The sequence below is a fragment of the Vibrio sp. genome (assembly GCF_984391705.1).
Map to the genome: position 1 here is coordinate 1 of NZ_CFHWOM010000056.1, position 20,009 is coordinate 20,009.

The 20,009-nt window shown below is 43.6% G+C and carries 18 protein-coding genes; 14 read left to right on the top strand and 4 right to left on the bottom strand.

Annotated features, from left to right (window positions below):
- From AC4MRV_RS18495 to AC4MRV_RS18505, 3 genes are all read left to right on the top strand, one after another.
- Nucleotides 1–787, top strand: a 787-nt coding sequence (locus AC4MRV_RS18495) for an amino acid--tRNA ligase-related protein (protein WP_491188787.1), incomplete at its 5' end; no start/stop codon positions are given.
- 383 nt (nt 788–1,170) lie between these two features.
- Nucleotides 1,171–2,505, top strand: coding sequence for a cyclic-di-GMP-binding transcriptional regulator VpsR (gene vpsR / locus AC4MRV_RS18500; RefSeq protein ID WP_491188788.1), 1,335 nt, complete (start codon nt 1,171–1,173; stop codon nt 2,503–2,505).
- A gap of 504 nt (nt 2,506–3,009) precedes the next feature.
- Nucleotides 3,010–3,261 carry a DUF1127 domain-containing protein gene (locus AC4MRV_RS18505; RefSeq protein ID WP_491188789.1) on the top strand — a complete coding sequence of 84 codons (252 nt, stop codon included), beginning with the start codon at nt 3,010–3,012 and terminating at the stop codon, nt 3,259–3,261.
- Nucleotides 3,262–3,326: 65 nt separating this feature from the next.
- On the opposite strand, the gene AC4MRV_RS18510 is transcribed toward AC4MRV_RS18505, so the two are convergent.
- The gene (locus tag AC4MRV_RS18510; RefSeq protein WP_491188790.1) at nt 3,327–4,361 is read right to left on the bottom strand and encodes an NADP(H)-dependent aldo-keto reductase; all 1,035 of its coding nucleotides are present in this window, start codon (nt 4,359–4,361) and stop codon (nt 3,327–3,329) included.
- A 128-nt stretch (nt 4,362–4,489) separates the two neighbouring features.
- Between AC4MRV_RS18510 and AC4MRV_RS18515 the strand changes: the two genes are divergently transcribed.
- Nucleotides 4,490–4,801, top strand: coding sequence for a DUF6482 family protein (locus tag AC4MRV_RS18515; RefSeq protein ID WP_491188791.1), 312 nt, complete (start codon nt 4,490–4,492; stop codon nt 4,799–4,801).
- Here the strand turns inward: AC4MRV_RS18515 and mutH are convergent.
- Nucleotides 4,798–5,463, bottom strand: a complete 666-nt coding sequence (gene mutH, locus AC4MRV_RS18520) for a DNA mismatch repair endonuclease MutH (protein ID WP_491188792.1) — start codon at nt 5,461–5,463, stop codon at nt 4,798–4,800. The two genes, AC4MRV_RS18515 and mutH, sit on opposite strands and share 4 nt — an antisense overlap.
- 616 nt (nt 5,464–6,079) lie before the next feature.
- Here mutH and rppH point away from each other — a divergent pair.
- From rppH to AC4MRV_RS18545, 5 genes are read left to right on the top strand one after another with little or no spacing between them, the layout of a single operon-like run.
- Nucleotides 6,080–6,598 (top strand): RNA pyrophosphohydrolase, encoded by a 519-nt coding sequence (gene rppH / locus AC4MRV_RS18525; RefSeq protein WP_491188803.1) that lies wholly within the window; start codon nt 6,080–6,082, stop codon nt 6,596–6,598.
- Between the two features lie 2 nt (nt 6,599–6,600).
- Entirely contained in the window at nt 6,601–8,847 is a 2,247-nt protein-coding gene (gene ptsP / locus AC4MRV_RS18530) for a phosphoenolpyruvate--protein phosphotransferase (RefSeq protein ID WP_491188793.1), read from the top strand.
- Nucleotides 8,848–8,852: 5 nt separating this feature from the next.
- Nucleotides 8,853–9,647, top strand: coding sequence for a sulfite exporter TauE/SafE family protein (locus tag AC4MRV_RS18535; protein WP_491188794.1), 795 nt, complete (start codon nt 8,853–8,855; stop codon nt 9,645–9,647).
- A gap of 54 nt (nt 9,648–9,701) precedes the next feature.
- Nucleotides 9,702–10,523, top strand: coding sequence for a prolipoprotein diacylglyceryl transferase (lgt, locus tag AC4MRV_RS18540; RefSeq protein ID WP_491188795.1), 822 nt, complete (start codon nt 9,702–9,704; stop codon nt 10,521–10,523).
- 9 nt (nt 10,524–10,532) lie between these two features.
- The gene (locus tag AC4MRV_RS18545) at nt 10,533–11,384 is read left to right on the top strand and encodes a thymidylate synthase (RefSeq protein WP_491188796.1); all 852 of its coding nucleotides are present in this window, start codon (nt 10,533–10,535) and stop codon (nt 11,382–11,384) included.
- A 397-nt stretch (nt 11,385–11,781) separates the two neighbouring features.
- Here AC4MRV_RS18545 and AC4MRV_RS18550 read toward each other — a convergent pair whose 3' ends face one another.
- A complete protein-coding gene (locus AC4MRV_RS18550; RefSeq protein ID WP_491188797.1) occupies nt 11,782–12,927 on the bottom strand; it encodes a Na/Pi symporter in 1,146 nt (381 codons plus the stop codon).
- A gap of 409 nt (nt 12,928–13,336) precedes the next feature.
- Here AC4MRV_RS18550 and nhaR point away from each other — a divergent pair, with 409 nt between their 5' ends.
- Complete coding sequence (nhaR, locus tag AC4MRV_RS18555; RefSeq protein ID WP_491188798.1) at nt 13,337–14,227, top strand: transcriptional activator NhaR; 891 nt, start codon at nt 13,337–13,339, stop codon at nt 14,225–14,227.
- Between the two features lie 170 nt (nt 14,228–14,397).
- Entirely contained in the window at nt 14,398–14,703 is a 306-nt protein-coding gene (locus AC4MRV_RS18560; RefSeq protein ID WP_491188799.1) for an ArsR/SmtB family transcription factor, read from the top strand.
- 92 nt (nt 14,704–14,795) lie between these two features.
- On the opposite strand, the gene rpsT is transcribed toward AC4MRV_RS18560, so the two are convergent.
- The gene (rpsT, locus tag AC4MRV_RS18565; protein ID WP_124937459.1) at nt 14,796–15,056 is read right to left on the bottom strand and encodes a 30S ribosomal protein S20; all 261 of its coding nucleotides are present in this window, start codon (nt 15,054–15,056) and stop codon (nt 14,796–14,798) included.
- 260 nt (nt 15,057–15,316) lie between these two features.
- On the opposite strand from rpsT, the gene murJ reads away from it, so the two are divergent.
- The 3 genes from murJ to ileS all read left to right on the top strand — a co-directional run.
- Entirely contained in the window at nt 15,317–16,879 is a 1,563-nt protein-coding gene (murJ, locus tag AC4MRV_RS18570) for a murein biosynthesis integral membrane protein MurJ (RefSeq protein WP_491188800.1), read from the top strand.
- A 70-nt stretch (nt 16,880–16,949) separates the two neighbouring features.
- Nucleotides 16,950–17,894, top strand: coding sequence for a bifunctional riboflavin kinase/FAD synthetase (gene ribF / locus AC4MRV_RS18575; RefSeq protein ID WP_491188801.1), 945 nt, complete (start codon nt 16,950–16,952; stop codon nt 17,892–17,894).
- A 55-nt stretch (nt 17,895–17,949) separates the two neighbouring features.
- Nucleotides 17,950–20,009, top strand: a 2,060-nt coding sequence (gene ileS, locus AC4MRV_RS18580; protein ID WP_491188802.1) for an isoleucine--tRNA ligase, incomplete at its 3' end; no start/stop codon positions are given.

Genomic DNA, 20,009 nt, shown 5'->3' on the forward strand with positions numbered 1-20,009 from the left:
TGGTTTTGACCGTGTATTCGAGATCAACCGTAACTTCCGTAACGAAGGTCTTTCACCGCGTCACAACCCAGAATTCACAATGATGGAATTCTACCAAGCGTACTCTGACTACAAAGATCTAATGGATCTAACAGAAGAGATGCTAAGCACTGTTGCTATGGATGTTCTAGGTTCAACATCTATGCCTTACGGTGATGAGACGGTTGAGTTTGGTGGTAAGTACGCTCGTATGAGCATGTTTGAAGCAATCAAACACTACAACCCTGAGCATGCTGAAATTCAAGCGCTAACGGAAGCGGATCTTCAAGACCGTGAGAAGATGGTAGCAATCGCGAAATCTGTACACGTTGAAGTAGAAACATTCTGGACATGTGGTCAGCTTCTTGAAGAGATCTTTGGTGAAACAGCTGAACCTCAGCTAATCCAGCCAACGTTCATCACTGGCTACCCAGCGGATATTTCTCCACTAGCACGTCGTAGCGATGACAACCCATTCTTCACTGACCGTTTCGAGTTCTTTATCGGTGGTCGTGAAGTAGCAAACGGCTTCTCTGAGCTTAACGACGCAGAAGACCAAGATGCACGCTTTAAAGCACAGGTTGATGCAAAAGACGCAGGTGATGACGAAGCAATGTACTACGATGCAGACTACATTACTGCACTAGAGCACGGCCTACCGCCAACAGCAGGTCAAGGTATCGGTATCGATCGCCTAGCAATGCTATTTACTAACACGCACACAATCCGTGACGTGATTCTATTCCCAGCGATGCGCCCACAAGCATAACTTGTAGGTAATGTCTGAATTTTTAAAAGTCACCTTCGGGTGACTTTTTTGTTTTCTTTTCTCTAAATTAAGACAAGGGTTTGATGTTAACTTTAGAACTATTTGTACGTAAGGTACTGATTTATTGGGTACATAGAGAGTTTGCCGTTTGGTAAACATCGATTGTTACAGGCTTTGTGACGATATAATTAAGTGTAATTTACTCTTGTACAGTACAATTATTCTTTGAAACTCCTCCCACAATGGCTGGAAAAAACTCGAACCAACCTTTAGTCTTATAGTTGAGACAGATTATCTTCCTGAGTCTCTATAATGTAACCATTTAGATTAATGTGCCTTCTATGGCACTGCATTTGTGTTATCAATAGTAAGGATTAAGCCGTATGGGTAGTCAGTTCCGAATGGATTCCGTTCCAGGGTCTCTTATTGTCGTTGGAGGTACCTATGAACCATGGCTTTCAGTATTAGAACAGGTAGGCTGGAGATGCACGCAATGTGCTGATTTACGTAAGGCAGATGCATTATTTGCTGAGACAGGACCTTGTATAGGTATTGTAGATTTAAGCCATGATGAGTTTAGCCTCAATGGAATTGCAAATCTTGTAAGTAATCATAAACAGGTGCGCTGGTTGGCGTTTATTCGTGAGTCTCAACTTAGCTCAGATACAATTTGCCAGTTCATCGTAAACTTCTGTATTGACTTCTTTACTGCACCAATCCCTGATGCGCAGTTGCTTGGGACTATCGGTCACCAACTCGGAATGCTGAAACTAGAGAAAAAAGTATGGCCTCACTACGGTAACAATAGCGATATGGGATTGATCGGCGATTCGATTCCAATGAAGCGCTTACGTGACCAAATTAAACGCATTGGGCCAACAGACGTTAGTATTCTTATTTATGGGGAGAGTGGTACAGGTAAGGAGACCGTCGCACGTGCAGTACATAAAACATCTTCACGCTCGAACAAGGAATTTATTTCGGTGAATTGTCGTGCGATGTCTGAACGTCGTATTGAAAGCGATCTATTTGGTATTAACCGAGAGGACCCGCTGGCGCCTTCCATTCTAGAAAAGGCTGATGGCGGCACTATTTTGCTTAATGACATACTGACTTTACCAAAATCTCAACAAGTGAATTTGTTGAGATTCTTACAAGAAGGGACAGTCGACACAGTCAATGGCCGTAAAGAAGTTGATGTGCGTATTCTTGCGGCAAATTCAGCGGATATCGAAAAAGCGTTAATCGATGGCGATTTCAATGAAGAGCTATACCACTACATCAATGTACTTCGTATCAATGTACCAAGCTTGAAAGAGCGAGCGGGGGATATTGCGATTCTCGCACGTCATTTCTTACAAGAATACTCGAAAGAATACAATGCCCAGGCTCGTAGCTTTACTGAAGACGCTGCGCGTGCTCTTACTCGTTATCATTGGCCGGGTAATGTTAGGGAGCTGATGAATCAAATTAAACGCGTTGTATTGATGTCAGATACGGTAATGCTTGATGACCAGCATTTAGATTTACCAAAACGTAGTGATGGTAAACGCAGTCTTAAGAGTATTCGAGAGCGTAGTGAGCGAGACGCGTTGCTATTAGTGCTGGAGTCTCACTCAGGTCAAGTGTCGATGGCTGCAAAAGAGCTCGGTGTATCTCGTGCAACAATGTATCGACTATTAAACAAACATAACTTGATTAGTGATGCGACCGTTTAACTGATTGTTTTATAGATTAAAGCCGCGAACGAATGTCGCGGCTTTTTTATAAAATTAAAATATTATTCACTGCAATACGGATTTGGTATCGATAAAAATATTGTATAAGTCGATGAGCTTATCATTTTCTAGTTAAAAAATTTTTATTAAAACGATTGGTTATAATTTAGTTGAATTTATAATCATGATGTTTAGAATTTAACCATGAGCTAGAGCTCATACCCACTTCAATTTATCGGATTAATACATAGCTAGGAGGCGTACCATGACACATTTCAATGTTCTTCAAATGAACCGTACGTCTTTTGAGCTTGGTGCTTTTGCATCTGCGGCTGATCACGCTCGAAAAGCCTCAAATGATCGCAACAATACACCCGTAATGTAATTAGTCCGTATCCAAATTAATTTTAATTGGCTGCGGAGAGCAGCGAATTAAAGTTTTGTCTCATTTTAATCTTGGATTCGTTGACCTTTCCCCAGCTACAACTCAACTGGAGAAAACTCATGAGTCATTCTGTATACCTAAAATTGGCCACAGTGTTGGTAAAAGCCGATCTTCGTCGTGAAGAGCGAGAATGGAAACGTCGTGTAAGACGCAGCAGCTTTAATATTCCTTGGGAAAATGAACACTTGTTAAGAGATATTGGCTTAGAGAAAGATGGACGTTCTGTTGGTCTTCGTGAGCCAGAAAGCGTTACGGCTGAACGCAGAGTTCGTCATCTTCGCCGTGTCCTAAGCGCGCGAATACCAACGTAATCCACAGGGCTGGTTTGCTTCACCAGCCCTAGCTTATTTCAACCAGCTACCTAGGTAGCTGGTGGTTATGGACAAGGATTGGAGTAAGTCGTCCCAATCTCTTGTAGTCCTTGAAGCAATTCATTCGTTAATACGACATCCAAACTGTTTATGTTTGATTCAAGCTGATCAATTGTGGTTGCTCCAATAATATTTGAGGCAACAAACGGGCGCTGATTAACAAACGCTAGAGCCATTTGAGCGGGGTCCAATCCGTGTTGGCGAGCCAGATCGACATAAGCAGCTGTTGCTTCTATTCCTTGAGGAGTGAAGTAACGAACAAAGCGCTCGAATAAGGAGCAACGAGCCCCTTTAGGACGTTGACCATTTAAATACTTACCACTCAAAGTACCAAAAGCCAACGGGGAGTATGCGAGAAGCTGGACACCTTCATAGTGGCTTATTTCTGACAACCCGACTTCGAAGCTACGATTGAGTAAGTTATACGGGTTTTGGATAGAGACAATTCTTGGTAGCGCGTGCTTCTCTGCTAACCGAAGTAATGTCATCACCCCCCAAGGCGTTTCGTTGGATACACCAATATACCTAACTTTACCGACTTTAATCAGCTCTGCTAACGCTTCAAGAGTCTCCACTAAGGTGACTTCTTCTTGTTCGGTCGGGTAAGGGTAATTTAATTGACCAAAACAGTTAGTCTGACGCTGAGGCCAATGAATCTGATAAAGGTCGACGTAATCGGTTTGTAGTCGACGTAAACTATCATCAATCGCGAGATGAATATTACGTCTATCGAGCTTCATATTATCGCGAATGTGAGGCATATTTCTTGGGCCTGCTACTTTCGTCGCCAACACCACGTTTTCTCTTTTTCCTGATTGTTTTAGCCAGTTACCAATATGCTGTTCAGTTGTGCCTTGAGTCTCAGGGCTTGGCGGTACTGGGTACATTTCCGCGGTGTCGACAAAGTTAATGCCTCGTTCAAGAGCAAAGTCCAATTGGTTAAATGCGTCTTGTTCGGTATTTTGCACCCCAAAGGTCATGGTGCCTAAGCCTATCTGACTCACTTCTAGAGTAGAGTGAGGTAACTTGTTGTATTGCATGAGCCTTCCTCGCTTTCATTCTTGTTATCAACTCAATATAGGGGATTAACTAAGGAGAAGGAATCAGCTCTCTTAACAATTTCGCAAATTTCCCAGCTTTGTCTAATATTGAATGACGGAGGTGCGTTATGAAGATGACCCAATTAGACAAGTGGCTCCATGGCTACCACAAAGATTCTTACCAGTCGCCAAAAGTTTTTGTTATCAGCTGTTCGGATCTTTCTCAATATTTATTGGCTGTAGAATATAAGCACAAGCTTGAGCCATTGAAAGTAGATGATGAGCCTGTTCACTTTGAATCTTTGGAACGGGTGAAGGAGGAGCTGACTCGTTTAGGAGTTGAGCGTGCTTATTTGCGCTTGCACAACGCTTATGATGAGTGTGGATCCGTTGATGGACCAATGTATCACGATGTGGAGTTATCACTCGCGACACACTAGCTGAAATTTTGCTCTAATAACTTTGCCGTGAATTGAGTTCTTAAATAGAAGCCTCTAGGGCGAGTTTTTATCATTTTACCGCTAGCGCCGTAAGCTTCTGTTAAAACTCGACCATTGGCTGCTTTCGGGCGCAACTGCAGTACTTCCCCATGCCTAGCGGTAATTTGCTCTACTTGTCCAGTAACGATCATTTCCATGAGCTCTTCCCAATCACATTTGAGTCGTTGCTCTTCCTCGCGTGAGGGGGACCAAATCAGTGGTGAGCCAACGCGTCTCTCTGCCAATGGGATTTCACGCTCACCCTCTACAGGGATCCATAACACTCGCGATAGTTTATTACGTACGTGACTATTTTCCCAAGTGAGCCCTTGGATACCTACGAGAGGCGCAACGCACACAAACGTCGTCTCCAAAGGTTTGCCTGTATAGCTGATCGGGATTGTTTTCAGTTCAATGCCTAGCTGTTCAAAATCTTGTTGTGGCTTACTTCCAGCGCTCGCACCAAGATGCCACTCCAGTAATTGTCCTACCCATCCTTTGTCTCGGCGTAAGTCGGGAGGGACTTCCATACCTGCTTCTTCTGCTAGCTCTGAAAAGGTGAGTCCAGCAACGCATAACGCTCGCTCAATTAGCTCTGATTCTGATTTAGGTTCTGATTTCATAGTGATTAGCACTGATAACGACTCAACTATTGTAACGGATTCATAGAAAGTTGGCTGCGTGAAGTTTGATCATCTTGGGTGAAAGATCGTCTGTTGTAGAGTTATCCACAAGAGTTTTTTGTTTTGTCGCCTGCTTTCTTGCTCATGGATGAATAAACAGTAGTTTTGGGCGCAAAATTTGCTTGAAGTTTGCTGGTAAAATTGCATCTGCTAAGAGGCGTTGTGGATAAATAACTCATTGGTTGATCTTTGACCGATCTGGTTTTTGCTGAAATTTGACAAAATTTACGAAGGGGAGGTTTTGTTGTTTTTTGGGTAATTTGTTGATAAATAATTATTTTTTTATTTGTTTCTTGTTTTCTATGAATGTTGGGAAGCTAAGTTGGCTGGCAAATGATCACTTTCACTTTGATTTTTCACATAGTTATACACAGAAAAGGTGAATAAATGTGGGCTATGTCTCACTGTGTTGTGTATAAACGTTTGGCTGATTAAAAGTTATCCATAATGGCGGTGATGGATGATATTTTCTGCCTTAGTCACACTAGTAAGTTTGCTCCCATTGGGGATATGTGGAAAAATCACTGTAATTAAAGATTTTATTAGAGGTTGGCCAGTGATAGATGGCGATGGTTACCGCTTAAATGTGGGAATTGTAATCTGTAACAACCATGGTCAGGTCTTCTGGGCTAAACGATACGGACAACACTCTTGGCAGTTCCCTCAAGGGGGAATTGATGAAGGTGAAACCCCTGAACAAGCAATGTATCGGGAGTTGTATGAAGAGGTTGGTCTTACTAAAAAAGATGTCAAGATCGTAGCAACAAGTCGTCATTGGTTAAGATATAAATTACCCAAACGCCTTGTTCGCTGGGATTCAAAGCCTGTTTGTATCGGTCAAAAACAGAAATGGTTTCTGCTGCGATTAGATTGTGATGAATCACGAATAAATATGCTACGCGGTAGTTCCCCTGAGTTCGATGGTTGGCGATGGGTAAGTTATTGGTACCCAGTGCGACAAGTCGTTTCTTTTAAGCGCGACGTATATCGTCGAGCGATGAAAGAGTTTGCATCGATGGCAATGCCATTCAAAGAGCGTAGAAGCAAGAGTAAACGCAAGCATAGAAGAGGATAGAGATGCTTTCTCAACTAAGGGAAATAGTTGAACAGGTTTCCAAAGTCGAAGATGTACATCAGGCTTTGGATATCTTGGTTAAGCAGACATGCAGTGCGATGAGTACTGAATGTTGTACAGTCTATCTTGCGAATGAAGAGATGCAGCGCCTTGAACTAATGGCAACTCAAGGTCTGAGGTTTAAAGGAGACAGAATACGCATCGGGTTTAACGAGGGACTTGTCGGCCTGGTCAAACGCAGTGCAGAGCCTCTCAACGTTGCTGAAGCTTCAAAACACCCTAATTTCAAATACTTCTCAGAACTAGGCGAAGAGGTCTACCACAGCTTTCTTGGTACGCCTATTATCCATCGTAAGCAAGTTCTCGGCGTGCTCGTTGTCCAGCAAAAAGCGCCGCGTCAGTTTGATGAAATGGAAGAGTCTTTTCTCGTCACTTTAGCGGCTCAGTTGGCTGTGATCATTGCTCATGCTCAGACTCAAGGGCAGTGGCGTCTAGAGAAAAAACAGTTTGCTATAAAAGGCGTTCCTGCATCGACTGGTGTGGCAATCGGTGAGTTTTGGTTGGATGATACGCAACCAGAGCTTACGGATGTCTATCCAGCGTCTACTTTGGATATCGACAGAGAACAAGAGTTACTGTTGCTGGCGATCGAAGCGGCATTAAGTGATTTTCGCCGGATGCGGAAAAAGCTTGATAGTGAAATTAACAAAGATGCGTTGGCAATCTTCGATCTTTTTACCCACTTGCTTAATGATCCTATGCTTCGTAAGGATCTTAAAGCGCAAATCCAAAAAGGGGATCGCGCAGACTGGGCGTTGCGCCAAGTGGTAGAAAGCTACTCCAACCGATTTGCGCGTATGTCTGATGTTTATCTACGTGAAAGAGCGCAAGATATTCGCGAGCTCGGACAGCGTCTTCTTTACTTCCTTCATAATGCAGAGAAAGAACAACCTAGATTAGATAATCCCGTCATCTTGGTCGTAAGGGAGCTCACGGCAACAATATTAGCTTCTATTCCTAAAGACAAACTTCTTGCGGTCGTGTCTATTGAAGGCGCAGCAAACTCCCATGCGGCGATTTTATCTAGAGCGATGGGGATTCCCGCTGTCATGGGAGCGAATGTAAACCTCAAAACTGTTAGCGGTAAACAAGGTGTTGTTGATGGGTACAGCGGTAAGATACTGATCTCTCCTAGTCGGCAGTTGCTAAGAGCGTACAAAGCGTTAGTTAACGAAGAGCGAGAGCTCTCGACAATGGTGAATCAGCGCATTCTAGAACCTGCCTGTACTAGTGATGGTCAACGCATAGAAATTATGCTTAATGCAGGTCTGAGTGCTGATGCGAATATTGCCGTAAACCAAGGGGTTGATGGGGTAGGACTATACCGCACCGAGATCTCTTTTTTACTCCAACATCGCTTCCCTTCCGAAGAAGAGCAAACGCAACAATATCAATCGGTTTTAAATACTTACCCTGATAAACGCGTTGTGATGCGTACGTTGGATGTGGGAGGGGATAAAGCGCTTCCTTATCTACCGATTGAAGAAGACAACCCATTTTTAGGGTGGCGAGGCATTCGCTTTACACTCGATCATCCAGATATCTTTTTGATGCAGATTCGAGCGATGATGAAGGCAAGCGCTCAGAGTCAGAACTTGAGTATCTTATTACCCATGGTGTCGGGTGCACAGGAATTAGATAGTGCGATTGAATTGATTGAGCGAGCGTATCAAGAAGTCTCAGAGCTAGATGAACGAATTAAAATGCCAAAGATAGGGGTAATGATTGAAGTGCCATCAATGATTTACCTTCTGCCACTTATTGCCGAGAAAGTTGATTTTGTTTCGATCGGTACTAACGACTTAACTCAATACTTACTTGCCGTAGATCGCAACAATGCCCGAGTTTCCGACGTCTATGAGTCAATGCATCCCGCGGTAATCATGGCGTTGAATCATATCCAGCAAATGTGCCAGCAGCTGGAATTGCCAGTATGTATTTGTGGTGAGCTTGCTGGTGACCCTATTGGGGCTCTATTGATGGTTGGCTTGGGTTATCACAGTTTGAGTATGAATACCTCAAACGTAGCGAAGGTAAAATATCTTCTGCGTCATACCGATAGCCAAGAATTGAAGCAACTTGCTGACAAAGCGCTGATGCAACCTTATGGCAATGATATTTATAATATGATGCAAACTTTCTTTGAGGATAAAGGCTTCGCAGGCTTTATCCGTGCAGGTAAACGATAGGTATAATGGCAAGCGTAGAATTATTAGCTTCATTACTACTACTAGGGAGCTTTGTTGGCCTTATGGCTGGTCTACTGGGCATTGGTGGTGGTTTGATTGTGGTACCTGCACTGATGTTCTTGCTACCTATGGCGGGTATTGAGCCAAGTATCGCTATGCAAATGGCACTGGCGACATCTCTTGCTTCAATCATCGTTACGTCTGGTTCTTCCGCTTATAACCACTTTAAGTTAGGCAACGTAGATATGTTTGTTGTGAAGTGGTTAATGCCAGGTGTTGTAGTGGGAGGCTTTTTGGGCGCGAATGTCGCTGAATGGATTCCGGCTCACTATCTACCAAAAGTGTTTGGTGTGATTGTATTATTGCTTTCTATCCAGATGCTTTTCTCTATTCGTGGTAAGAAGCATCGACACATGCCGAGTAGCACGATGACTGTCGCAATTGGTACAGGTATCGGAATGGTGTCTAGCCTCGCTGGAATTGGGGGAGGCTCTCTGTCTGTACCATTTTTGAATCGTCATGGTATCGAAATGCGCAAAGCGGTGGGCTCTTCGTCTGTTTGCGGATGTTTTATTGCGTTATCAGGGATGTTAGGTTTTATCATGCATGGCTATAAGGCTGAATTATTGCCAGAATACAGCCTAGGTTATGTTTACTTACCAGCGTTAATTGGTATTACAGCCACTTCAATGCTAACCACGCGCTTTGGCGCTCGACTCGCTTCTACTATGCCAACCGCTAGGCTAAAGAAGATCTTTGCGCTATTTTTGATGTTTGTCGCAGGAACTATGTTACTGTGATGTACTCTCATCTATACCTATCTTAATTTTGAATATCTAAAGAGTAATAATCCTATGTCTCAGGGATACCTTTCATTTCCTAATATAGATCCTGTCCTAGTGTCTATTGGTCCATTGTCGATTCGTTGGTACGGTTTAATGTACCTAGTTGGTTTTGCTTTTGCTCTTTGGCTAGCGAATCGTCGTGCAGATAAGCCAGATAGTGGATGGACGCGTGAGCAAGTTTCTGATTTGTTATTTGCCGGTTTTTTAGGGGTGGTAATTGGTGGCCGTGTAGGTTACGTACTGTTCTACAATTTTGATTTATTCTTGCAAGACCCGCTGTACCTATTCAAAGTTTGGACGGGGGGCATGTCGTTTCATGGTGGCTTGCTTGGTGTGATTACAGCGATGTTCTGGTATGCCAAGAAAAATGGTCGAACTTTCTTTGGTGTGGCTGATTTTATAGCGCCATTAGTGCCATTTGGTCTAGGGATGGGACGTCTTGGCAATTTTATGAACAGTGAACTTTGGGGGCGCGTTACTGACGTGCCTTGGGCCTTTGTTTTCCCTAATGGTGGTCCACTTCCTCGTCATCCTTCTCAGTTGTACGAGATGTTCCTGGAAGGCATTGTATTGTTCTTCATTTTGAACTGGTTTATTAAGAAACCTCGTCCTCTTGGGGCGGTATCAGGGCTATTCTTAGCTGGATATGGTACATTCCGTTTCTTAGTTGAATACGTGCGTGAACCAGATGCTCATTTAGGTTTGTTTGGCGGTTTTATCTCTATGGGACAAATCCTATCTCTACCTATGGTGATCATTGGCGGTCTTATGGTCGCTTGGGCATACAAACGTGGTCACTACAAAGATGAATTGCCACAACAGACGAAGTAAGGAATTGGCGTGAAACAGTATTTAGAACTCTGTCAGCGAATTGTTGACCAAGGTGAGTGGGTTGAGAACGAACGTACGGGCAAACGATGCTTAACGGTGATCAATGCAGATCTCACTTATGATGTCGCCAATAATCAATTCCCTTTAGTTACAACTCGTAAGAGCTTCTGGAAAGCCGCGGTCGCGGAGTTGCTCGGTTACATTCGCGGTTATGACAACGCTGATGATTTTCGCAAACTAGGCACTAAAACATGGGATGCAAACGCAAATCTCAATGAAGCGTGGCTGAATAACCCTTATCGTAAAGGTGAGGATGATATGGGCCGCGTTTATGGCGTTCAAGGGCGAGCATGGGCCAAGCCTGATGGCGGTCATATCGACCAGCTACGTAAGATTGTCGATGATTTGACTCGTGGTGTTGATGACCGAGGTGAAATACTTAATTTTTATAACCCAGGTGAGTTTCATATGGGGTGTTTGCGTCCGTGCATGTACAGTCATCACTTTTCATTGCTTGGCGATACTCTCTACTTAAACAGTACTCAGCGCTCTTGTGATGTGCCCTTGGGCCTCAACTTCAATATGGTTCAAGTCTACGTGTTCTTAGCAATTATGGCCCAGATTACGGGTAAGAAAGCTGGGCAGGCATATCATAAAATTGTGAATGCACATATTTATGAAGATCAGCTCGAGCTGATGCGTGATGTTCAGCTGAAACGTGAACCTCTGAAAGCTCCTACTTTCCATATTAACCCTGAAATCAAGTCTCTTGAGGATTTAGAAACTTGGGTAACATTGGATGATTTTTGGGTGGAAGGTTACGAACACCACGAAGCAATTAAGTATCCGTTCTCAGTGTAACAATTCGTTGTGATTGAAAAGCCGCCTTAGATAGGCGGCTTTTTTGTGGCTGATGGAGAAGGCTTGTGCTCTACAGAGTGTGTTCTATCAGTGTTTCGAGAATTTAGATAGGTCTCCATCCTTTGAAGGGAAGTAAGCCTATCATCTCATAGAGTGACGAATAAGCGAGTAGGGAGCCGCTATAAGCTATCCACTCCCTTTGAGGGCTCTCCAAGTTGTTTGTTCCATATTCTAAGTACTGCGTCGTCGTGAAAGGCTTACATGGAAGAGAGGTCATTTCATAGAGCAAAATCGGAATGAGCAGGGAATCTCAATAAGCTTTTGAAACGCTTTGGTCAAATGAAAAAAAAGCCCGCAACTAAGGTTGCGGGCTTTTCTATAAGCGATGATCTATATATTAAGTTGTTAGCGCTAGGATAGTACCAGGTAGAGCGACGAACACTGCTAATAGGTAACCTGCGACAACGGCTTTATTCTTCACTGCCATATCAGAGATAAAATCAGCACCTTTCACTGGTAGTTCACGTAAGAACGGAATACCGAAGATAAACACTGTTGCCATGATGTTGAATACTAGATGAACCAAAGCAATCTGCAGTGCGAATACTGCAAACTCACCAGATACTGCTGTTGCTGCAAGTAGCGCGGTAATACATGTACCGATGTTTGCACCAAGAGTGAACGGGTAAACATCACGTACTTTTAGAACACCTGAGCCTACTAGTGGAACCATTAGACTTGTTGTTGTCGAAGATGACTGAACAAGAACAGTAACGATTGAGCCTGATACGATACCGTGGATTGGGCCACGACCAATAGCGTTCTTTAGAATCTCGCGAGCACGGCCAACCATTAGGCTCTTCATTAGTTTACCCATCACTGTGATAGCAACGAAGATTGTTGCAATACCCAGAACGATAAGTAGCACACCACCAACTTGATCACCAAATGTTGCTAGAGGCTCTTTAATTGCACTTACAACAGGCTTAGTGATTGGCTTGATGAAGTTTAGGCCTTTGATGCTCATATCACCTGTTGCTAGGAATGGAGATACCAACCAGTGTGAGATCTTATCAAGAATGCCGAACATCATTTCTAGAGGTAGGAAGATAGCTACCGCTAACAGGTTGAAGAAGTCGTGGATAGTCGCACTTGCAAAGGCGCGTTTAAACTCTTCCTTACAACGAACGTGCCCTAGAGAAACCAGAGTATTCGTTACTGTAGTACCGATGTTTGCACCCATTACCATAGGGATTGCCGTTTCCACCGGAAGACCGCCGGCCACTAGGCCCACGATGATTGAAGTTACTGTACTTGAAGATTGGATTAGTGCAGTTGCGACTAGACCGATCATTAGACCTGCTACAGGGTGAGACGCGAATTCAAAAAGAACTTTAGCTTGATCGCCAGTTGCCCATTTAAAACCGCTGCCTACCATAGATACTGCTAGAAGTAGTAGGTACAACATGAATGCCAAGTTAGCCCAGCGTAACCAGCGAGCGGTGCTCGAGATTGGTGCTGCTGTAGTAGTAGCTTGGTTCATAATTTTTCTCCGTGGACCGTTAATGTCTTGTTTTGGTCTGTTGTTGAAACTGAGGGCGATGTTAGAGGGGAAATATTTCAGTAATATTACAGTTATGTGTAATAAAACTTTTTTTGCGCTAGGTGCCATTTGTAAGGTGTATTTTAAGTTTTACAATGCATTTAAGTTTTTGTTTTTAAATAACTATTTGTTCTATTTTTATTGTGGGGGACTAATCGCATTTTTATCAAAAAATCCCACGTAGTGAGAGTGTGACTGCGCTTTTATGACAGTTGGATGTCATAAATAAATTTTAAATTATCGGCAAAACTTATTTTAATCTTTGATAAGTTCGTTTTTATCGAACTATTGTTGTCATTGAGGGGTTCTGCTATAACCATAACAATCTCATAAGCTTCGAGTTAACCGTATGTCCCATCTCAACTACAACCATCTTTATTACTTTTGGATGGTCTGCAAGCAAGGTTCTGTAACCAAAGCTGCTGACGCTTTATTTCTCACCCCACAAACAGTGACTGGCCAAATTAAAGCGCTTGAAGAACGAATGGATGGGAAGTTAACGAAGCGCAATGGCCGAAGTATTGAGCCAACGGAGTTGGGGCAGCTGGTATTTAAATATGCCGATAGAATGTTTGGCTTAAGTTATGAAATGCTTGATATCGTAAACTATAGCCAACGTTCAAATATTCTTTTCGATGTCGGTGTTGCTGACGCCCTGTCAAAGCGTTTAGTCAGTAAGATACTTATGACAACCGTTCCGCCTGATAACAGCATCCATTTAAGATGCTTTGAATCAACCCACGAAATGTTGTTAGAGCAATTATCTCAACACAAGCTTGATATGATTTTGTCGGATTGTCCTGTCGATTCAAGCCAAAGTCCTGGGCTATATAGTAAGAAGTTGGGTGAATGTAACATGAGCTTCTTCTGCTCTGGCAACGTAGATAAAGTGAGTTTTCCTGCAATATTAGAACAACGTAAACTGCTTATTCCTGGTAGTCGAACTGCTATGGGAAGAAAGGTTTTACAGTGGTTTGATAGACAGGGCTTGCAGCCTAATATCCTTGGTGAGTTTGATGATGTCGCTTTAATGAAATCTTTTGCTCGATACCACCACGATGTCATCTTCTTAGCCCCTTCACTTTACGTTTCTGAAGTGGAAAGTGATCTTCCGTTACAGTTAATTGGGCATATTGATGAGTTGAAAGAGGAGTATTACGTTATATTTGCTGAGCGAATGATTCAGCACCCTGCAGTAAAGAATGTATGTGATGCAGATTTTATATCTCTCTTTAAGTAATGTTTTCATTTATAACAAATAGATTACTTGTTACAAATCGATTACTATCGTCAATATTAAATTTTAGCGTGATTAACGAAGCAAGTCATATGTGCTATTAGTGCCATTTGAACCAGTGGTCATATGCATATTATTGGCGAATTACAGTTAGCTTCAAGAGGTGCTGGCCGATGAATTTACAAGAGATGGAACAAAACTCCGCCAAAGCAGTTGTGCTGCTCAAAGCTATGGCTAACGAGCGAAGATTACAAATACTATGCTTACTGCATAATAATGAATTATCAGTTGGAGAGCTTTGTCATAAGCTCGAGTTGAGCCAGTCGGCACTTTCTCAACATTTGGCTTGGTTAAGGCGTGATGGGTTAGTAAATACTCGTAAAGAAGCGCAAACAGTGTATTACACTCTAAGTAGTGAAGAAGTGAAATTGATGATTCAGCTATTGCATAGTTTGTACTGTAGCGAGCAACAACAATAGAAAAGGAGGCTAAGGCCTCTTTTTTGCGTATTTCAGATATAAAAAAACCGGCGCTAGCCGGTTTTTTTCTTCACTGGGAAATCAGAGTTCTATTATAGAGCTTTGATTGCAGCAGAGAAGCGAGACTTATGACGAGCTGCTTTATTCTTGTGAATAAGGCCTTTAGTCGCCATGCGGTCTAGGATTGGTGTAACTACAGCGAATGCAGCAGTTGCAGCTTCTTTGTCGCCTGCTTCGATAGCAGCAACAGTTTTCTTCATGTAAGTACGCATCATTGAGCGACGGCTAGCATTGTGCTGACGACGTTTCTCAGCTTGGATAGCGCGCTTCTTAGCAGATTTACTATTTGCCAAGGGTCTAACTCCCAAAAACTTAGTTCGGTGACAATTTAAGGGCGAGGACTATCCCTCATTTGCGCTTAAATGTCAAATAATTTGTGCAAAAACCAATCGAAGCCAAACAAATTTTGGATTAGAAGGGTCTTCACGGTTAAGATGGCGGGGATTCTATCAGTATTTTTTTTTCAATGCTAATACTAATCTGCTCTTGGCGAGTTATTCGTGAATTAAGATTGCAGCATTATTATAAGTATTCGTCAGTTTCCGAGGTAATTGTGAGTAAACGTCTCCTAAAGTCAGGCATGATTGTCAGTGCTATGACTTTGATTTCACGCGTGCTTGGCTTAGTGCGTGACGTCGTCGTTGCAAATTTGATGGGAGCCGGTGCAAGTGCCGACGTCTTCTTCTTTGCCAATAAAATTCCTAACTTTTTACGTCGACTGTTCGCTGAAGGGGCCTTTTCTCAAGCCTTTGTTCCCGTATTGACTGAATACCACGCCAGCGGCGATATGGATAAAACACGTCAACTGATCGCCAAGGCGGCGGGTACACTCGGTGTTATCGTCTCTATTGTAACCTTATTGGGCGTCTTAGGCTCTGGTGTGGTAACAGCACTGTTTGGTTTTGGTTGGTTTCTTGACTGGATGAATGGGGGGCCGTCGGCTGAAAAGTTTGAGCTTGCTAGTTTGATGCTCAAAATTACCTTTCCTTATCTGTGGTTCATTACGTTTGTAGCCTTGTCTGGGGCAATTCTTAATACCATGGGAAAGTTTGCGGTCTCTTCGTTTACTCCAGTCTTTCTCAATGTGATGATTATCCTTTCCGCCTGGTTTATTGCACCTCAGCTCAGTCAACCTGAGATCGGTCTTGCGATTGGTGTGTTCTTAGGAGGCTTGGTCCAGTTTCTTTTCCAACTTCCATTCCTTATTAAAGCAGGAGTGATGGTTAAACCTAAATGGGGGTGGCGTGATCCGGGGGTGGTGAAAATACGCACCTTAATGATTCCCGCTTTGTTCGGTGTTTCTGTTAGCCAGATTAACTTGCTGTTTGATACCTTTATTGCCAGTTTTCTGCAAACGGGCTCAATCAGTTGGCTATATTACTCAGATCGCTTACTTGAATTTCCATTAGGGCTATTCGGTATAGCTATTGCGACGGTCATCTTGCCGGCACTGTCTCGTAAACATGTTGATTCACAGGGGGATGGGTTCGCGCATACTATGGATTGGGGCGTTCGCATGGTTACACTACTTGGCATTCCTGCCATGCTTGGTTTGATAGTGCTAGCTCAGCCTATGCTTATGGTCTTGTTCATGCGTGGTGAATTTACACCTCAAGACGTTCAGTTTGCTTCAATGTCTTTGATCGCTTACGCATCGGGGTTACTTAACTTTATGTTGATTAAAGTATTAGCGCCAGGCTATTACTCGCGACAAGACACCAAGACGCCAGTTAAGTACGGCATTATTGCCATGGTAACCAACATGGTATTCAACGCTATTTTTGCTTGGTTTTATGGGTATGTTGGGTTGGCGATTGCCACCGCGCTTTCAGCGTTTGTAAATATGTCTCTTCTATATAGAGGATTACATCTAGCTGGAGTCTATCAATTAACCCGTAAGACTTTGTTATTTATTGCCAAACTGACAGTTGCTGGTGGGTTAATGGTCGCCGCTATATTATGGAAGCTTGAAGATATGGCGATATGGTTGCAATGGAGCTTCCTTGAGCGAGTTATCTGGTTGATGGCTTTGATAGGACTAGGCGCAGTTGTCTACCTAATTACGTTGCTAATTTTGGGCGTACGTTTAAAAGATTTAAAAGCAGCGACAGAGTAAGGTTGATTAGTATATAATCCGTCGGTTTCACGCAATATAAATATCAGATACAGGTTTTTAGCAGCTTCTAATGGAATTGATCCGAGGCATTCATAACATACAACCACGCCATTCAGGGTGTGTATTGACGATCGGAAACTTCGATGGTGTCCATTTAGGACATCAAGAAGTATTGCGCCAAGTGTCGCAGCAGGCAAAACAGCTAGGGCTGCCTTCGACTGTGATGACATTTGATCCTCAACCTTTGGAGCTGTTTGCTAAAGATAAAGCCCCAGCTCGGCTTACTCGGCTTCGTGACAAGTTTGTCCAACTGAGTAAGTTAGATATTGCGAGATTGCTGTGCGTAAACTTTAATCATCAGTTTGCTAATCAAACGGCTGACGAGTTTATTAGTGACTTGTTGGTAAAGCGTTTGGGTGTTAAGTTTCTCGTCGTTGGTGATGATTTCTGCTTTGGTCGCGGAAGAAAGGGCAACTTTGCCATGCTTCAAGCCGCGGGTAAAAAGTTTGGCTTTGAGGTTGTGAGTACCCAAAGCTTTTGCTTACAGAAACTGCGAGTGAGTAGCACAGCGATTCGTGAAGCATTAGCGCAAGATAAGCTTGATGCGGCTGCTAAAATGTTAGGGCGTGATTATAGTATCAGTGGCCGTGTGTCTCACGGTCGTAAGTTAGGTCGAACTATTGGGTTCCCTACGGCGAATATACCACTGAAACGTAACGTTTCACCTGTATCTGGCGTGTATGTTGTTCAAGCGTTAGGTTTGGACGATACGCCAATCGGTGGTGTGGCGAACATCGGTAATCGCCCTACGGTGAATGGTGTGCGCCAACAATTAGAAGTGCACTTATTCGACTTTCATGCCAATTTATACGGCAAACAACTCGAAATAGTACTTTTACATAAGCTGCGAGATGAGCATAAATTTGACTCTTTCGACGCTTTAAAACAACAAATTGAATTGGATGCTGAAGCAGCAAGGGTGTGGCTGCGTCAGCTTAAAGACCAAGCGGTTTAGTTCGCTGCTTGGCATAATGTCTAACTGTCACCCAACACAACGGAATTAAGAATCGATGAGTGAGTATAAAGATACCCTGAACCTTCCTGAAACAGGGTTTCCGATGCGTGGCAATCTGGCGAATCGTGAGCCAGAGATGCTTAAGCGTTGGTACAAAGAAGACCTTTACGGCGCAATCCGTGAAGCGAAGAAAGGCAAAAAATCTTTCGTTCTGCATGATGGCCCTCCATACGCGAATGGCGACATTCACATTGGTCACGCACTAAACAAGATTCTTAAAGACATTATTATTAAATCCAAAACACTTTCTGGTTTTGATGCACCGTACATTCCTGGCTGGGACTGTCACGGTCTACCAATTGAACTAATGGTAGAAAAGAAAAAAGGCAAACCAGGCCAAAAAATCTCTGCGGCAGAGTTCCGTGAAGAGTGTCGTAAGTACGCGGCAGGCCAGGTAGAAGGTCAAAAAGAGAGCTTCAAGCGCCTAGGTATCATGGGTGAGTGGGATAAGCCATACCGCACTATGGATTTTGCTACAGAAGCAAACATCATCCGTGCACTAGGTAAGATTGCTGATAACGGCCACCTACTAAAAGGTTTCAAACCTGTTCACTGGTGTACTGACTGTGGCTCAGCTCTTGCTGAAGCAGAAGTAGAATACAAAGATAAAGTATCACCATCTATCGACGTTCGCTTTAAAGCGGCTGACGCGCAAGCACTGCTGTCTAAGTTTGATCTTAACGAAGGTCATGAAGGCGAAGGCGATATCTCTATCGTAATCTGGACGACTACACCTTGGACACTGCCTGCAAACCGCGCAGTTTGTCTACGTGACGATCTAGAGTACGTACTTATCCAAGTAGAAGGCGAGACGAAAGAACGTATCATCGTTGCATCTGAGCTAGCGAAAGATGTGATGGATCGTGCGGGTATCGAGCACTTCCATAACCTTGGTTTTGCAAAAGGTGCCGATCTAGAACTGTCTCAGTTTCAACACCCATTCTACGACTTCACAGTACCAGCGATCCTTGGCGATCACGTAACGACTGATTCTGGTACGGGCGTGGTTCACACAGCTCCTGGCCATGGTCAAGAAGACTTCGCAGTTGGTAACAAATACAACCTTGAAGTAGCTAATCCAGTGGGTTCAAACGGTGTTTACCTACCGGATACTGAGCTATTTGCTGGGCAACACGTATTCAAAGCTAATGATGCAGTTGTTGAAACGCTAAAAGAGAAAGGCGCACTACTACATCACCACGCTTACGAGCACAGCTACCCGCACTGTTGGAGACACAAAACGCCAATCATCTTCCGTGCAACACCGCAATGGTTCGTATCAATGGATCAAGCAGGCCTACGTGCAAAAGCACTAGAGTCAATCAAAGGTGTTGAGTGGATGCCAGAGTGGGGTCAAAGCCGCATCGAAGGCATGATTGAAGGTCGTCCAGAGTGGTGTATCTCTCGTCAACGTACTTGGGGCGTGCCAATTGCCCTGTTCGTTCACAAAGAAACGGCAGAACTGCATCCAAACACGATTGAGCTAGTAGAGAAAGTTGCTCAACTTGTGGAGCAGAAAGGCATTCAAGCTTGGTGGGATCTGGAAATTGCTGATCTATTAGGCGAAGAAGCAGACAAGTACGAGAAAGTGCTTGATACACTAGACGTATGGTTCGACTCAGGTGTTACGCACTACTCAGTGGTCGATGCTCGTGAAGAGTACAACGGCGCAAGCGCTGACCTATACCTAGAAGGCTCTGACCAACACCGTGGTTGGTTCCAGTCTTCTCTAATTTCATCTATCGCGATGAAAGACGAAGCACCATACAAACAAGTGCTAACGCACGGCTTTGTGGTTGATGGCCATGGCCGTAAAATGTCGAAATCTATCGGTAACGTTGTTGCACCAAAAGACGTCACTAACAAGTTAGGTGCAGATATTCTGCGTCTATGGGTTGCTTCTACAGACTACACGGGTGAAGTTGCGGTTTCTGATGAAATCCTTAAACGCAGTGCAGATGCGTACCGTCGTATCCGTAACACAGCGCGTTTCTTCCTAGCGAACCTTAGCGGCTTCAATCCAGCAACAGACATCGTTCCTGCAGAGGAAATGGT

Excerpts from the sequence above, each read along its gene's own strand:
- vpsR (WP_491188788.1), top strand. The coding sequence starts at position 1,171 with ATGGGTAGTCAGTTCCGAATGGATTCCGTTCCAGGGTCTCTTATTGTC.
- AC4MRV_RS18505 (WP_491188789.1), top strand. The coding sequence starts at position 3,010 with ATGAGTCATTCTGTATACCTAAAATTGGCCACAGTGTTGGTAAAAGCC.
- AC4MRV_RS18510 (WP_491188790.1), bottom strand. The coding sequence starts at position 4,361 with ATGCAATACAACAAGTTACCTCACTCTACTCTAGAAGTGAGTCAGATA.
- AC4MRV_RS18515 (WP_491188791.1), top strand. The coding sequence starts at position 4,490 with ATGAAGATGACCCAATTAGACAAGTGGCTCCATGGCTACCACAAAGAT.
- mutH (WP_491188792.1), bottom strand. The coding sequence starts at position 5,463 with ATGAAATCAGAACCTAAATCAGAATCAGAGCTAATTGAGCGAGCGTTA.
- ptsP (WP_491188793.1), top strand. The coding sequence starts at position 6,601 with ATGCTTTCTCAACTAAGGGAAATAGTTGAACAGGTTTCCAAAGTCGAA.
- AC4MRV_RS18535 (WP_491188794.1), top strand. The coding sequence starts at position 8,853 with ATGGCAAGCGTAGAATTATTAGCTTCATTACTACTACTAGGGAGCTTT.
- lgt (WP_491188795.1), top strand. The coding sequence starts at position 9,702 with ATGTCTCAGGGATACCTTTCATTTCCTAATATAGATCCTGTCCTAGTG.
- AC4MRV_RS18550 (WP_491188797.1), bottom strand. The coding sequence starts at position 12,927 with ATGAACCAAGCTACTACTACAGCAGCACCAATCTCGAGCACCGCTCGC.
- nhaR (WP_491188798.1), top strand. The coding sequence starts at position 13,337 with ATGTCCCATCTCAACTACAACCATCTTTATTACTTTTGGATGGTCTGC.
- AC4MRV_RS18560 (WP_491188799.1), top strand. The coding sequence starts at position 14,398 with ATGAATTTACAAGAGATGGAACAAAACTCCGCCAAAGCAGTTGTGCTG.
- ribF (WP_491188801.1), top strand. The coding sequence starts at position 16,950 with ATGGAATTGATCCGAGGCATTCATAACATACAACCACGCCATTCAGGG.